Annotated in this window: 11 protein-coding genes and 1 tRNA gene; 8 read left to right on the top strand and 4 right to left on the bottom strand. The window is 68.4% G+C overall.

The window, feature by feature from the left end; genetic code table 11:
• Positions 1-113: 113 nt before the first annotated feature.
• The 4 genes from AC3WVS_RS30150 to AC3WVS_RS30135 form a co-directional block, all read right to left on the bottom strand.
• Entirely contained in the window at positions 114-2,801 is a 2,688-nt protein-coding gene (locus AC3WVS_RS30150; protein ID WP_492321573.1) for a DNA topoisomerase III, read from the bottom strand.
• A 147-nt stretch (positions 2,802-2,948) separates the two neighbouring features.
• Positions 2,949-3,353 carry a thioredoxin family protein gene (locus AC3WVS_RS30145; protein ID WP_011616267.1) on the bottom strand — a complete coding sequence of 135 codons (405 nt, stop codon included), beginning with the start codon at positions 3,351-3,353 and terminating at the stop codon, positions 2,949-2,951.
• Between the two features lie 68 nt (positions 3,354-3,421).
• Positions 3,422-4,621 (bottom strand): DNA-processing protein DprA, encoded by a 1,200-nt coding sequence (gene dprA / locus AC3WVS_RS30140; RefSeq protein ID WP_492321572.1) that lies wholly within the window; start codon positions 4,619-4,621, stop codon positions 3,422-3,424.
• A 7-nt stretch (positions 4,622-4,628) separates the two neighbouring features.
• The gene (locus AC3WVS_RS30135; RefSeq protein ID WP_492321571.1) at positions 4,629-5,810 is read right to left on the bottom strand and encodes a LysM peptidoglycan-binding domain-containing protein; all 1,182 of its coding nucleotides are present in this window, start codon (positions 5,808-5,810) and stop codon (positions 4,629-4,631) included.
• Positions 5,811-5,970: 160 nt separating this feature from the next.
• Between AC3WVS_RS30135 and def the strand changes: the two genes are divergently transcribed.
• The 8 genes from def (at position 5,971) to AC3WVS_RS30095 (ending at position 14,466) form a co-directional block, all read left to right on the top strand.
• Positions 5,971-6,477 carry a peptide deformylase gene (gene def / locus AC3WVS_RS30130; protein ID WP_010811325.1) on the top strand — a complete coding sequence of 169 codons (507 nt, stop codon included), beginning with the start codon at positions 5,971-5,973 and terminating at the stop codon, positions 6,475-6,477.
• A 152-nt stretch (positions 6,478-6,629) separates the two neighbouring features.
• Positions 6,630-7,643: a methionyl-tRNA formyltransferase gene (gene fmt / locus AC3WVS_RS30125; protein ID WP_492321570.1), complete on the top strand. Its 1,014-nt coding sequence runs from the start codon at positions 6,630-6,632 to the stop codon at positions 7,641-7,643.
• Between the two features lie 200 nt (positions 7,644-7,843).
• Positions 7,844-8,704, top strand: a complete 861-nt coding sequence (gene htpX / locus AC3WVS_RS30120; protein ID WP_010811323.1) for a zinc metalloprotease HtpX — start codon at positions 7,844-7,846, stop codon at positions 8,702-8,704.
• Between the two features lie 133 nt (positions 8,705-8,837).
• A complete protein-coding gene (gene rsmB / locus AC3WVS_RS30115; protein WP_492321569.1) occupies positions 8,838-10,238 on the top strand; it encodes a 16S rRNA (cytosine(967)-C(5))-methyltransferase RsmB in 1,401 nt (466 codons plus the stop codon).
• Between the two features lie 9 nt (positions 10,239-10,247).
• The gene (locus AC3WVS_RS30110) at positions 10,248-11,138 is read left to right on the top strand and encodes a DUF4390 domain-containing protein (protein WP_492321568.1); all 891 of its coding nucleotides are present in this window, start codon (positions 10,248-10,250) and stop codon (positions 11,136-11,138) included.
• A complete protein-coding gene (locus tag AC3WVS_RS30105; protein WP_492321567.1) occupies positions 11,135-13,567 on the top strand; it encodes a sensor histidine kinase in 2,433 nt (810 codons plus the stop codon). The genes AC3WVS_RS30110 and AC3WVS_RS30105 overlap by 4 nt, the downstream gene beginning before the upstream one ends.
• 52 nt (positions 13,568-13,619) lie before the next feature.
• Positions 13,620-14,330 carry a response regulator gene (locus AC3WVS_RS30100; RefSeq protein WP_492321566.1) on the top strand — a complete coding sequence of 237 codons (711 nt, stop codon included), beginning with the start codon at positions 13,620-13,622 and terminating at the stop codon, positions 14,328-14,330.
• A 60-nt stretch (positions 14,331-14,390) separates the two neighbouring features.
• Positions 14,391-14,466, top strand: a tRNA-Phe gene (locus AC3WVS_RS30095).
• Positions 14,467-14,554: the final 88 nt, after the last annotated feature.

The following is a 14,554-nucleotide window of genomic DNA, read 5'->3' as shown; positions in this document are numbered from 1 at the left end:
TTGCGGCTTGCGGTTTACAACTGCTTCGGCGGCTAACAATGAAAAATGCCGTTCAGTCTTAACTGAACGGCATTACCGGTGATGCCGGGCGTTTTGCCGTGACGCGCTGACGCTTACTCGCCGGCGGCCGCCGCGCGCGACTTCTTGGCCGCGGCGGTCTTGGCGGGGGCCTTCTTGGCTGTCGCCTTCTTGGCCGGTGCCTTGGTGGCCGGAGCCTTGGCGGCTGGCGTCTTGGCCGCGGTCTTCGCTGCCGTCTTGGTTGCCGGCGCCGCCTCGGCCGTGCCATTCGATGCCGCCTTGGCCGTGGTCTTCGCCGCCGTCTTGGCGCCCGCCTTGGGCTCGCGCGCCTCGAACTCGAAGCCGATCTTGCCGTCCGGCTGCTTGACCAGGAAGGCCTTGAAGTTGCGGCCGGTGCGCGACGACTTGAACCCCGTCAGCAGATCGGTCTTGCCGTCGGTGAGCAGCTTGCCGATCTGCTCGCGGCTGATTTCCTGCTGCAGGATGATCTTGCCGGTGGTGAAGTCGCAGCTCTTGGGGCTGGTCGTGCTGTTCTCGCAGACGTACTTCATGCCGTGCTCGAACACCGAGCCGCCGCACTTCGGGCAGGTGCCCACCGGCTCCTGGCCGCTGAAGTCGACCGGCTCGCCGTCGTTGTCGTCGTCGTTCTGGCCGAAGTCGAATTCCATCTTGTAATGGCCTTCGTCGTCCTTGCCCAGCTTGAGGATGGCGGCGAACGGACGGCCCATCTTGCTGCGGAAGCCCTGCAGCGGACCGATTTCCTTCTTCAGCAGCAGTTCTTCGACCTCTTCGATCTCGAACTGGCGCCCGCCCGGGATCTTGCTGATCGAGAACTCGCACGCGGTGCAGGCAAAGCGGCGGTAGTTCTCCTTGACCTGTCCGCCGCATTGCGGGCACGGCGTGTCCAGCGTGGCGTAGTCGCCCGGGATGGTGTCGCTGTCGTATTCCTTGGCGCGCTTGACGATCTGCTGCGTCATCTGCGCGATCTCGAGCATGAACTCGTCGCGCTTCATGCGTCCGCGTTCGATCTGCGAGAGCTTGTGCTCCCATTCGCCGGTCAGCTCGGCCTGCGTCAGTTCCAGCACGCCCAGGCCGCGCAACAGCGTCATCAGCTGGAACGCCTTGGCGGTCGGGATCAGCTCGCGGCCTTCGCGCACCAGGTATTTTTCCGTCAGCAGGCCTTCGATGATGGCCGCGCGCGTCGCCGGCGTGCCCAGGCCCTTGCCGGCCATGGCCTCGCGCAGCGCGTCGTCGTCCACCAGCTTGCCGGCGCCTTCCATCGCCGACAGCAGCGTGGCTTCGTTGTAGCGCGCGGGCGGCTTGGTGGTCAGGCCGACGCTCTCGACCTTGTCGGTCTTGACCTTCTCGTCCTTGGCCACCGGCACCAGGTTGGCGGCGTCCTTGTCGCCCTGCGCCTCGCGGCCGTAGATCACCAGCCAGCCCGGGTTGACCAGCACCTTGCCTTCGGTCTTGAAGTGGTGGCCGGCGACTTCCGTGATGCGGGTGGTGACCTGGAACTCGGCCGCCGGGAAGAACACCGCCAGGAAGCGGCGCACCACCAGGTCGTACAGCTTCTGCTCCGGCTCGGACAGGTTCTTGGGCGCCTGCAGCGTCGGGATGATGGCGAAGTGGTCGCTGATCTTGCTGTTGTCGAAGATCTTCTTGTTCGGCTTGACCCAGCCCTGGGCCAGGATCTTCTTGGCGTGCGGCAGGTAGTTGGGCGAGCTGTCGGCCAGCATGTCCATGGTCTGCTTGACCGTGTCCAGGTAGTCCTCGGGCAGCGCGCGCGCATCGGTACGCGGGTAGGTCAGGACCTTGTGCTTTTCATACAGGGCCTGCGCCAGGCCCAGCGTGTTCTTGGCCGAGAAGCCGAAGCGCGAGTTGGCCTCGCGCTGCAGCGTGGTCAGGTCGAACAGCGCCGGCGACTGTTGCGTCGACGGCTTGGATTCCTCGGTGACCGTGCCGGTCTTGTCGCGGCAGGCGGCGACGATGCTCTTGGCCTCGGCCTCGCTCCACAGGCGCGATTCGCGCGCCTCGGGATCGAACTCGCTCTTCTTGAACCTGGGGTCGAACCAGCGGCCTTCATACAGGCCGGCGGCGGCGATGAACTCGGCCCGCACTTCCCAGTAGTCGCGCGGCACGAAGTGCTTGATCTTCTCTTCACGCTCCACCACGATCGACAGCGTCGGCGTCTGCACGCGGCCCACGGTGGTCAGGAAGAAGCCACCGCCCTTGCTGTTGAAGGCGGTCATGGCGCGGGTGCCGTTGATGCCGACCAGCCAGTCGGCCTCGGAGCGGCAGCGCGCGGCGTCGGCCAGCGGCAGCATGTCTTCGTCTTCGCGCAGGCTGGCGAAGCCATCGCGGATCGCCTGCTGCGTCATCGACTGCAGCCACAGCCGGCGCACCGGCTGCTTGGCCTTGGCCTGTTGCGCGATCAGCCGGAAGATCAGCTCGCCTTCGCGCCCCGCGTCACAGGCGTTGATCAGGGCGGTGACGTCCTTGCGCTTGATCAGCCGGTTCAGCACCTTCAGGCGCGACTCGGTCTTGGCGATCGGGCGCAGGTCGAAATGCGGCGGGATCACCGGCAGGTTGGCGAAGCTCCACTTGCCGCGCTTGACCTCGTATTCGTCCGGCGCGGCGATCTCGACCAGGTGGCCGACGGCGGAGGACAGCACGTAGTCGTCACTCTCGAAATACTCGTCGTGCTTGGTAAACCCCCCGAGGGCACGGGCGATATCCGCCGCGACCGACGGTTTTTCCGCGATGATGAGGGCTTTTGACATGGGAAGGGTCCTTGCGAGCTGCATCCGGCAACCCGCGAATTGCACTACAAACGAAGTAATCAGAACGCCGGGGGGCTATGAGGCGCCAATAATAAGCGCGCTTTCGACGGCGGTGCAAGCAAGCCCCGCCGCCGACCCAGTCGCCGCCTAGGCGGCGCTGCTCCCCCCGGCAAGCAACCAGTCCAGCACCTGCGGCACGTCTTCGGCACTCGCCGGCATCGCCGCACCGCGGCTCAGCATGCGTTCCAGCACCTCGATGTGCGGCAGCAGGGTGCCATAGAACTGGGGCGTGCCGCCCGACGCAGGCTGCACCAGCAGCGTCGGGAAATTCTCAATATCGATATCGCCAAGCGCATCCGCGTGCGTCTCGATGTCGATCCAGACGAAGCAATCCTCCGGATGGCGCGAGGCCAGCGCGGTCAGCGCCGCCAGGTAGTCCCGGCACGTGCCGCACCACTGCGCGCACAGGCAGGCCACCAGGCGGCCCTGCGGCCGCGCTGCCAGGCACCCGGCAATGGCGCCTGCGTCACGTTCTGGAAAGTAAACGGTCATGGCATCGGAAACATGAGGCGCCCGCGGCACGCGGGCTGCCGGCGATTGTATCGGTATTGCGCTGCAGCTCACCCAAGCCGCCGGAACAGGTTTCCCGGTAGACGCTCGGCGTGCCCGGCCAGTTCCAGTTCCAGCAGGCGCGCCGCGGCGGCTTCCGGCGGCTGGCCGCTGCGCTCGCACAGCGCATCCAGCGTAACCGGATCGTAGCCGAGAGCGGCCAGCAGGGGGTCGGCGTGGCCGGCAAAGTCAGAAAGATCTGGTTGCTCCGGTACGGACGCGGGAACGCGCGCGGCAGCGGGGCGGGCAGGTGCCGGCAGCAGGTTGATCTCTTCCAGCACATCCTCCACGCGCTCCACCAGCTTCGCGCCCTGGCGGATCAGCAGGTGGCAGCCTGCTGACAGCGGCGCGTGGATCGAGCCCGGCACCGCAAATACCTCGCGCCCCAGGTCGGCCGCCAGCCGTGCGGTGATCAGCGAGCCCGAGCGCGCCGCGGCCTCCACCACCAGCACCCCGCGCGCCAGCGCGGCGATGATGCGGTTGCGGCGCGGGAAGTTGGCAGGCAGGCCCTGCATGCCGAGCGGGAATTCGGTAACGATGGCGCCGCGCGCGGCCACTTCGTGCGCCAGCGCCAGGTTCTCGGCCGGATAGACCCGGTCGGCCCCCGTACCCGTAACAGCGACGGTACCGCCGCAACCCTGCAGCCCGCCGGCATGGGCGGCGGCATCGACGCCCAGCGCCAGCCCCGAGACCACCGCCAGCCCCGACTCGGACAGCGCCCGCCCAAACGCCTGCGCATCGCGCTTGCCCTGCTCGGTGGCGCCGCGCGCGCCGACGATGGCCACCGCAGGACGCGCCAGCAGCGCGGGATCGCCCTTGATATATAGCAGCGGCGGCGGGTCGGGCAGGTCGAACAGGCGGGCAGGGTAGGCGTCGTCGCCAAACGTGACCAAGTGGTTGCCGGGCGTGCCGAGCCAGGCAAGAGTGCGTTCGACCAGTGCCGGCAGCCCGGTGCCGGGCCTGGCCAGCACCGCGCGGGCGTGTTTCTTGGGGACGACGGACGACAGCGCTGCCACGCTCTGCGCCAGGATCTGCTGCGGCAACCCGAATGCGGTCAGCAGCAGGCGCACCGTGACCGGGCCGACGCCGGGCGCGCAGGCGAGCTGCAGCCACGCCTTCAGCTCGTCGGGATCGCGCATGGTGAGCTGCCGGGCAGCGCCGGCATGGCAAAGGGAAGCGGCGGCCGCCGGGGCCGCCTGCGATGTCGCCAAGGCCGGCTCAGCGCGGCGAGGTCGCCCGGTCGCCGACCGCGATCACGTTGGAGGCGTCGGTGACCAGCGCATACGACACCCCCGGGAACACGCGAAAGACAAAGGCCAGGCCGTAGCGCTCATCAGGCAGGCGGATGGCGCGGTTGCTGTCGGTCTTGTCGGCGACGGTCTCGCCGGTGCGCGACAGCGCGAGCACATGCCCGGGCTCGACCCCGGCCTGGCTGCCGAGGTTGAGCACCACCACCTGCTTGGCGCCGCCGAACTCGACCCCGCCATAGACCTTGGCCACGCGGCCGTCGAGCTGCGTATCGGGCGCGTGCGGCACATAGCGCGCCGCTTCGCGCGCGGGCTGCGGCATCAGCAGCGTGCCCACGCCCATTTCCTGCCTGGCCTGCGTGACCTGCATGGTCGAGACCGCATCCGGGCCCTGCGCACCGCGCGCCAGGCGCACGTTGCCTTCGTATTCGGCCTCGTAGCCGAGCACGGCGTTGGAGACGGGGTCGCGCACCGGGGTGACCGGGCGGTAGGCCTGCCAGTCGCTGCCTTGCGGCGCGTCGGCGGGGATGCCGCGCGCATAGCCGGTGTCGTCGCGGCCAAGGATGACGCGCGACTCGGACACGGCGACGATGCGCGCCGAGGTGGCCAGCGTATCCTGGTCGACCACCAGCGGGCGGATCAGGAAGGGCTCGATATCGGAGGACGCGATGCTCAGGATGGCGGCGCCGTCGGCGGCGTTGCCGCGTATCTGCGGCGACAGGCGCACCGTGCCGCTGCCGGCGGGCGTGGTCGACAGCCAGGCGCGGCCGTCGCGCTGGATCAGGTACAGGATCTGTCCCGGATAGATCAGGTGCGGGTTGCGGATCTGTTGCTGGTTCATGCCCCATAGCTCAGGCCAGCGCCATGGCTGGCGCAGGAAGCGGCCCGAGATCCCCCACAGCGTGTCCCCCGTGCGCACGGTGTACTGCGACGGCGCATTGGCAGCCAGGTCTGAAACGGGGATGCCCTGTTGGGCCGTGCGCTGGGCTTCGGCCTGCTGTGCCGGCGTGACCGTGAGGTCCGCGGCCAGGGCCGGAAGCGTGGCCGCGGCAGTGAAGCCGGCGGCACTCAACAACGCATAGGCAAGCTTAGGGATGAACGCGTGCAGCCTGCGGCCCGACGCCGCCTGGAGTTCTTTGGTAAGATCGCGCATTTTCCTGACCGGCCGGTGGTTCGGCCGGATTGACCCGGGAGAGCGTGCCTGTTTCGGCGCGCCTTGAATTTTTGTACTTGCGCCCCGATTCTGCATGTAAACACCCGCCGCCGCAACGCGGCCCGGTTGCCGGCAGCGGCCGGCGTTGCGCCTGAGCATCATGGCAAAACTCGATATCCTGACCTACCCCGATCCCCGTCTGCACACCGTTGCCAAACCCGTTGCGGCAGTGGACGACCGCATCCGCCAGCTGGTGAAGGACATGGCTGAAACCATGTACGAAGCGCCCGGCATCGGGCTGGCCGCCACGCAGGTCAACGTGCATGAGCAGGTGGTGGTGATCGACGTCTCGGAAACGCGCGACCAGCTCCAGGTCTTTATCAACCCGGAGATCGTCTGGGCCAGCGACAACCGCAAGGTCTGGGAAGAGGGCTGCCTGTCGGTGCCCGAGGTCTATGACCGCGTCGAGCGCCCCGACCGGGTGCGCGTGCGCGCGCTCAACGAGAAGGGCGAGAGCTTCGAGCTCGAGGCCGACGACCTGCTCGCTGTCTGCATCCAGCATGAGATCGATCACCTGCGCGGCAAGGTCTTTGTCGAATACCTGTCGCCGCTCAAGCTCAACCGCATCAAGAGCAAGCTGCAGAAGCGCGAGCGCACCCGCATGTAAGCGGCGCCCTGCCACAAAGATGTAACAGCCCGCCCGGAATCCCGCCGCCAGCGCGCGGCACCCGCGCGGGGTCTGTTATCTTTATGACTTCCGAAGAACAAAAGAACCGGCCGCGATAGCGGCCGGTCCTGTTTCAGGCCACGGAACCTGCCATGTCCCAAGCCAGACCCCTGCGTGTCGCCTTTGCCGGCACGCCCGAGTTCGCGCGCGTCGCGCTGGAAGCTATCCACGCCGCCGGTTTTCCCGTCGTGGCGGTGCTGACGCAGCCTGACCGCCCCGCCGGCCGCGGCCTGCAGCTGCACGCCAGCCCGGTGAAGCAGTTCGCCGCCGCCAGCGGCCTTGGGCCGGTGCTGCAGCCGCGCTCGCTGCGCCGCCAGGGCAAGTACCCGGAAGACGCCGCCGCGGCCATCGACGCGCTCGCCGGCACCGCCCCCGACGTGATGGTGGTGGCCGCCTACGGCCTGATCCTGCCGGCCGAGGTGCTGGCCCTGCCGCGCCTGGGCTGCCTGAATATCCACGGCTCGCTGCTGCCGCGCTGGCGCGGCGCGGCGCCGATCCACCGCGCCATCGAGGCGGGCGATGCCGAGACCGGCATCACGCTGATGCAGATGGACGAAGGCCTGGACACCGGCGACATGCTCACGCGCGAGGCCGTGCCGATCGGCCCGGACGACACCACCGGCACGCTGCACGACACGCTGGCCGCGCTGGGCGCGCGCATGACCGTGGCAGCGCTGCAGGAGCTGGCCGCCGGCCGCGCGCTGGCCGCCACGCCGCAGCCGGCCGAAGGCGTCACCTACGCCGAGAAGATCGCCAAGGACGAGGCCCCGCTGGACCTGCGCCGCCCGGCCGCGGCGCTGGCCAACCAGGTGCGCGCGTTCAACCCCTTCCCGGGCGCGACGGTGCAGGTCGGCGATACCGTGATCAAGTGCTGGCAGGCCATGCCGCTGGCCGCCGCCAGCAGCCTGCCGCATCCGCCCGGCACGGTGCTGGCGGCCGACGCCGCCGGCATCATCATCGCCTGCGGCGAGGGCAGCGCACTGCAGGTCACCGAGCTGCAGAAGCCGGGCGGGCGCCGCCAGCCGGCGCAGCAGTTCCTGCAGGCCCTGCCGCTGCCGCCGGGCACGCGCTGCGCGGTACCCGGCAACGGCGCCGCGCAGGCATGATCGGACGGGCCTTGGCCGCACATGGCGGCATAAGTGCCGGCGGCACCGCCCCGGCCGGCGCAAGCGGCCACGGCTCCCCCCTGAAACCGTTGAACAGCCGTTGAACAGCCGTTGAATTTTCGGGTATCGCCCCCTATCTAACGGTCATCGCGTCCGCTTTCCCCCGGGACGCGACTCACGATTACACGGAGATCACCGCAATGTTCAACTGGGTCAAGACCTTCATGCTGATGGCGGCCATCACGGCGCTGTTCATCGTCATCGGCGGCATGATCGGCGGGCGCAGCGGCATGATGATGGCGCTGCTGCTTGCGCTGGGCATGAACTTCTTCTCCTACTGGTTCTCGGACAAGATGGTCCTGCGCATGTACAACGCGCAGGAAGTCGACGCCGGCAGCGCGCCGCAGTTCTACGGCATGGTGCAGGACCTGGCGCAGCGCGCCGGCCTGCCGATGCCGCGCGTGTACCTGATCAACGAAGACGCGCCCAACGCCTTTGCCACCGGCCGCAACCCGGAGCACGCCGCGGTGGCGGCCACCACCGGCATCCTGCGGGTGCTGTCCGAGCGCGAACTGCGCGGCGTGATGGCACATGAGCTGGCGCACGTGCGCCACCGCGACATCCTGACCTCGACCATCGCCGCCACCATGGCCGGTGCGATCTCGGCGCTGGCCAATATGGCAATGTTCTTCGGCGGCCGCGACGAGAACGGCAACCGCAGCAACCCGATCGCCAGCATTGCCGTGGCAATCCTGGCCCCGCTGGCGGCATCGCTGATCCAGATGGCAATCTCGCGCGCACGTGAATTCGAAGCCGACCGCGGCGGCGCCGAGATCAGCGGCGACCCGCAGGCACTGGCCAGCGCACTGGACAAGATCCACCGCTACGCCCAGGGCATCCCGTTCCAGGCGGCCGAAGAACACCCGGCCACGGCGCAGATGATGATCATGAACCCGCTCTCGGGCGGCGCCATCGCCAATTTGTTCTCGACCCACCCGGCCACCGAGGAGCGCATCGCGCGCCTGATGCAGATGGCCCAGACCGGCACCTATCCCGCCTGAGCGGCCGGAAATCCGGGGCAGGGCCCCCGCACAGGGTAAACTGCCCGCTGTTCCGCATGGACCGGCGGGCTTTTTTTTGTGCCCGCGCCGGCCTGCTTCCCGATTCCAACGCCTGATCCGCCGCCTGACCGATATGCGCCTGCCTCCCGATTCGCTTGCCTTCCAGATGCTTGGCGCCGCCGCCGCGGTGCGCGCCGTCAGCGAAGGCACAGCCTTGCCCCAGGCGATCGAGGACGCCGCCGCGCAGCTGCGGCTGGACCGCGTGCAGGATGCCGCCACGCGCGGCGCGCTGCAGGACATCGCCTATCGCACCATGCGCCAGTTCGGCACGGCACGCGCACTGGTGACAAAGCTGGTCACGCGCCCGCCGGGCGCGCAGGTCGATTCGCTGCTGGCGGTGGCGCTGGCGCTGCTGCTGGAGCACGCACCGGGCCCGCGCGACAAGCAGGACGGCGCGGACGCCGGCCGCCCGGGCTACAGCACCTTCACCGTGGTCGACCAGGCAGTCAGCGCCGCCGCCTCCGAACCCAAGACTGCGCATGCGCGCGGCCTGGTCAACGCGGTGCTGCGCCGTTTCCTGCGCGAACGCAAGGCGCTGCTGGCCGAGGTCAACCGCGACGAGCAGGCGCGCTGGAACCTGCCGCCGTGGTGGCTGCGCATGCTGCGCGAGGCCTACCCGGACCAGTGGATGGCCCTGGCCGCCAGCGCCAATGTGCGCCCCCCGATGACGGTGCGCGTCAACACCGCGCGCGTGTCCGTGCAGCAGTACCAGACCGATCTTGCCAACGCCGGCCTGGCTGGCCATGTGGTCGGCCCGCAGGCCGTGCGCCTGGTGCGCGCGGTGCCGGTGACGCAGTTGCCGGGCTTTGCCGAAGGCGTGGTCTCGGTGCAGGATGCCGGCGCGCAGCTGGCCGCTCCGCTGCTCGAGGTGGCCGACGGCATGCGCGTGCTGGATGCCTGCGCGGCGCCCGGCGGCAAGACCGGGCACCTGCTGGAACTGGCCGATATTGAAGTCACCGCGGTGGAAAGCGACCCGCAGCGCACCACCCGCATCGCCGAGAACCTGGCGCGCCTGGGCAAGCAAGCGCGGATCGTGGTCGGCGATGCCAGCCGGCCCGCCGACTGGTGGGACGGCCAGCCCTTTGACCGCATCCTGGCCGACGTGCCGTGCTCGGCTTCGGGCATTGTGCGGCGCCATCCCGATATCCGCTGGCTGCGCCGCGAGACCGATATTGCCAAGCTCATCACCGAGCAGCGCCGCATCGTCTCGCAACTGTGGCCGCTGCTCAAACCGGGCGGCATCCTGGTCTATGTCACCTGTTCTATTTTCCCAACGGAAGGCGAGGAGCAGGCGCGCTGGTTTGGTGCACAGCTGGCAGATGCGATACGATTGCAGGCGCCGGGGCAGCTGCTGCCCGGCACCCATGCCACGCAAGCCGCCGGCGCCAATGGCGAAAAGGACACCACTGCCGGCACCAGCCTGCCGTCGGATCATGATGGCTTCTTCTACGCCCGCTTCCAGAAACGCGCCTGATCTGATCCGATGCTGAGCACGCCGCGCCTGTCAGACTTCCGCGTCATGGTGGACACGAACGTGGACGCTGCCGCGGACCGGGCGTGCCTGCATCTGCGCCCCGGCGGCGCGGGCAGGCGTGGCCTGCTGGCGCGGTGGTGGCTGGCACTGGTGCTGGCGCTCGCCTCGCTACTGTGGCTGCCGCCCGTCGCGCGCGCGCAGGTCATCGAGGCCACCGAGGCGCGCATCGAGTTCCAGGACGGCGGCTTCGAGCTCGCCGCCAGCTTCGACTTCGACCTGCCGCCCGCGCTGGAAGACGCGTTGCACAAGGGCATCTCCCTCTATTTCGCGGTCGACTTCCAGCTCTCGCGCTCGCGCTGGTACTGGTTCGACGACAAGCCGGTCAACACCACCCGCAGCGTGCGCCTGTCGTACCAGCCGCTGACGCGCCAGTACCGTGTCTCCACCGGCGGCCTGCAGCTGCCGTTCACGCGCCTGAAGGGCGCGCTGCAGTTCATCCAGCGCGTGCGCGGCTGGCGCGTGTTCGAGCGCAATGTGGTCAAGCCGGGCGAGACCTACCACGCGGAAGTGCGCATGCGGCTGGACCTGTCGCAACTGCCCAAGCCGTTCCAGATCAACGCCGTCAACACGCGTGAATGGAACCTGGCCTCCGACTGGCGGCGCTTCGCCTATACGGTGCCGACGGACCTGAACGCAGCGCCGCCACCCCCGCCGCCCGCAGCGCCGCCGCCCGCGCCAGCCCCAGGGCCCGCATCGCCGGCGCTGCCGGCCTCGCCCGCCGTACCCGCGCCTGCGTCGGCGCCTGCCGCTGCCATTGACTCACGCGGCCTGACCATGCAGACGGTGTCGTACGGACTGTCGCCCGCACTGCTGCTGCAGCCCGCCTCGAGCCAGCCATGAACAACTCGCTGTGGGACAGCCGGTTCCGGCGCGTGCTGTACCGCGTCGTGGCCGGGATCATCGTCTTCCTGGCGCTGGTGCTGGTGGGCCTGCTGGCCGGCGCATCGGCCAACACCGAATTCTTCGATCGCTATTTCACGCTGCTGTTCAAGGTGAACCTGGTGATCGGCGCCCTGCTGGTGCTGATCGTGGGTGCGCTGGCGCTGACGCTGTGGCTGCGCTATCGCCGCGGCAAGTTCGGCACGCGGCTGATGACCAAGCTCGCCGTGTTCTTCGGCGTGGTGGGCGTGCTGCCCGGCGTGCTGATCTACCTGGTATCGCTGCAGTTCGTCTCGCGCAGCATCGAGTCCTGGTTCGACGTGCGCGTGGAAACCGCGCTCGAGGCCGGCCTGAACCTGGGCCGCTCCACCATCGACAGCTCGCTCGCCGACCTGCAGGTCAAGGCACGCCTGATGGCCGAGCAGCTCGCCGGCGCCTCCGGCGTGGCCACCTCGCTGCAGCTGAACCGGCTGCGCGAGCAGTATGGCGTCCAGGAAGCCGCCATCTTCACCGGCAGCGGCCGCGTGCTGGCCACGGCGTCCAGCAACTACGCGTCGCTGGTGCCGGACCTGCCTTCGGGCGTGCTGGCCGAACAGGCACGGCTGGCCGGCGGCTACGCGGCGGTGGAGGGCGGCACCGACCCGTCGGGCGACGGCAGCCCGAGCCCCGAGCGCGTCGACAGCAGCCACCTGTACCGGCTGCGCGTGATCATTCCGCTGGGCGCCAGCCCGACCACGGCACAGGATGACGCGGCAGGCGGCAGCGCCCCGCGCGCGCTGGCCAAGCCGCCGCGCTGGGCCGGTTCCGGCCTGTCCGTCGAGCGCCGCCCGGAGGAATCGCCGTCGAGCGGCTTCGGCCTGGTTGGCGAGACCGTGCGCGAAGAGCGTTACCTGCAGGTGCTGCACCCGGTGCCGGCGGTGCTCGCGCGCAATGCCGACGAGGTCCAGCGCGCATACCAGGAATACCAGGAGAAGGCGCTGGGCCGCACCGGCCTGCGCAAGATGTATATCGGCACGCTGACGCTGACGCTGTTCCTGGCCGTGTTCATCGCGGTGATGCTGGCGCTGCTGCTGGGCGGGCAATTGGCGCGGCCGCTGCTGATGCTGCTGCAGGGGACCAAGGAAGTGGCCGAGGGCGACCTCTCGCCCAAGCGCGAACTGAAAAGCCGCGACGAGCTCGGCATGCTCACGCAGCAGTTCAACCAGATGACGCGCCAGCTGGCCGAGGCGCGGCTGGCGGTGGAAGAGAACCGCACCGCGCTCGAGCAATCGAAGGCCTACCTGGAAAGCGTGCTGCAGAACCTGACCGCCGGCGTGCTGGTGTTCGACCGCCGCTTCGTGCTGATTACCGCCAATCCGGGCGCGGAGCGCATCTTCCGCCAGCCGTTCGGCGCGGTGCTGGGCCTGCCGGTTGAGCAGATCCCTGGCATGGGGCCGTTCGGCGAGATCGTGCGCCAGGCCTTCTCGGACCAGAACACCAGCGAGGTGCTGGGCGGCGCCGAGCACTGGCAGAAGCAGATCGAGCTGCCGCAGGGCGAGGAACAGCCGCTTACGCTGCTGGTGCGCGGCGCACGCCTGCCCGGCGGCGAGCGCGATGAGCCCGGCTACGTGATCGTCTTCGACGATATCTCCGATGTGATTTCCGCTCAACGCTCGGTGGCCTGGGGCGAGGTGGCCAGGCGCCTTGCGCACGAGATCAAGAACCCGCTGACGCCGATCCAGCTCTCGGCCGAGCGCCTGCAGATGAAGCTCTCGCCCAAGCTCGAAGGCACCGACGCCGATGTGCTCAAGCGTGGCGCCGCCACCATCGTCAACCAGGTGGCCGCGATGAAGCGCATGGTCGATGACTTCCGCGACTACGCGCGCACACCGCCCGCGGTGCTGCAGTCGCTGCAGCTCAACAGCCTGGTGGCGGAAGTGCTGCACCTGTATGGCATCGATGATCCCGCAGTGCACGAGCATCCGGTGATTCATCCGACGCTGGGCACGGCGCTGCCCGAGATCAAGGGCGATCCGACGCAGTTGCGCCAGGTCATCCACAACCTGCTGCAGAACGCACAGGATGCCGCCACCGAGAACGTCGCGGCCGGTAGGGCGGCGCCCCATATCACTCTGAACACCGAGACTGTAGAATACAAAGATTCTGCCGGCGAAAACCGGCAGGCCGTCAAGCTCACCATTGCGGACAATGGTCCCGGTTTTGCGCCACGAATCCTGAGCCGTGCGTTCGAGCCCTACGTGACCACGAAAGCCAAGGGCACGGGCCTGGGGCTCGCGATGGTAAAGAAGATCATTGACGAACACGGCGCGCGAATCGAGATGCGCAATCGCATGGAAGGTGCGGAGATCGTCGGTGCACAGATCTCGATCCTGTTCGTTAAACTGACATAGTCAACAATGGCGTCCGGTCCCGGAACGCTGCGGTGGGGTTAAGAGGGGAAGTATGGCAACGATCCTCGTAGTCGATGACGAAATGGGAATCCGGGAGCTGCTCTCGGAGATCCTCAGCGACGAAGGCCACGTGGTTGAACTCGCGGAGAACGCGCTGCAAGCGCGCGAATACCGCGCAGCGGGTACGCCCGACCTCGTGCTGCTCGATATCTGGATGCCCGATACCGATGGCGTGACCCTGCTCAAGGAATGGTCCGCGCAGGGACAGCTGACGATGCCCGTCATCATGATGTCGGGCCACGCCACCATCGATACGGCGGTCGAGGCGACCAAGATCGGCGCGCTCAATTTCCTTGAGAAGCCGATCGCACTGCAGAAGCTGCTGTCCGCGGTCGAGCAGGGCCTGGCCCGCGGCATCGAACGCCCGCGCAGCAGCTCGGCCACCGCCGCCGCGCCCGCCACGGCACCGTCTGCCGAACCCGGTTCGTCAGAGATCGTGCCCGAGGCCACCGCCGAGGCCGCCGCCAACGGCAGCCCCGCGCGCGTGCCCGAGGCCGAGATGCAGTTCTCCTTCGACATGCCGCTGCGCGAAGCGCGCGACCTGTTCGAGCGCGCCTACTTCGAATACCACTTGCTGCGCGAACACGGCAGCATGACCCGCGTGGCCGAAAAGACCGGGCTGGAGCGCACCCACCTGTACCGCAAGCTCAAGCAGCTCGGCGTCGAACTGGGCCGCAACAAGCCCGAGCCGGCCGAGCAATGAGGCTGTGACGCACATGACGCTTGACTGACCAAAAAAGTCCAGTTATAGTTTCGCTTCTTTGGCCCGGTAGCTCAGTCGGTAGAGCAGAGGATTGAAAATCCTTGTGTCGGCGGTTCGATTCCGTCCCAGGCCACCAGAACAAGAAAAGCCCGGCTCCCGCAGCCGGGCTTTTTGCATTGGGGCGCAGTGTCATAAACGCATCCGGACTCACGTCCCCGTCCTGT

This window comes from Cupriavidus sp. CPT47-8839-RL05A, from assembly GCF_058792255.1.
Note: the sequence above shows the minus strand (reverse complement) of the source record. Positions and strands in the feature narration are given on the sequence as shown.

What these genes read in the sequence shown, in the direction of transcription:
- AC3WVS_RS30135 (WP_492321571.1), bottom strand. Translation starts at nt 5,810, where the DNA reads ATGCGCGATCTTACCAAAGAACTCCAGGCGGCGTCGGGCCGCAGGCTG.
- AC3WVS_RS30105 (WP_492321567.1), top strand. Translation starts at nt 11,135, where the DNA reads ATGAACAACTCGCTGTGGGACAGCCGGTTCCGGCGCGTGCTGTACCGC.
- AC3WVS_RS30100 (WP_492321566.1), top strand. Translation starts at nt 13,620, where the DNA reads ATGGCAACGATCCTCGTAGTCGATGACGAAATGGGAATCCGGGAGCTG.
- rsmB (WP_492321569.1), top strand. Translation starts at nt 8,838, where the DNA reads ATGCGCCTGCCTCCCGATTCGCTTGCCTTCCAGATGCTTGGCGCCGCC.
- AC3WVS_RS30150 (WP_492321573.1), bottom strand. Translation starts at nt 2,801, where the DNA reads ATGTCAAAAGCCCTCATCATCGCGGAAAAACCGTCGGTCGCGGCGGAT.
- fmt (WP_492321570.1), top strand. Translation starts at nt 6,630, where the DNA reads ATGTCCCAAGCCAGACCCCTGCGTGTCGCCTTTGCCGGCACGCCCGAG.
- AC3WVS_RS30145 (WP_011616267.1), bottom strand. Translation starts at nt 3,353, where the DNA reads ATGACCGTTTACTTTCCAGAACGTGACGCAGGCGCCATTGCCGGGTGC.
- def (WP_010811325.1), top strand. Translation starts at nt 5,971, where the DNA reads ATGGCAAAACTCGATATCCTGACCTACCCCGATCCCCGTCTGCACACC.
- htpX (WP_010811323.1), top strand. Translation starts at nt 7,844, where the DNA reads ATGTTCAACTGGGTCAAGACCTTCATGCTGATGGCGGCCATCACGGCG.
- AC3WVS_RS30110 (WP_492321568.1), top strand. Translation starts at nt 10,248, where the DNA reads ATGCTGAGCACGCCGCGCCTGTCAGACTTCCGCGTCATGGTGGACACG.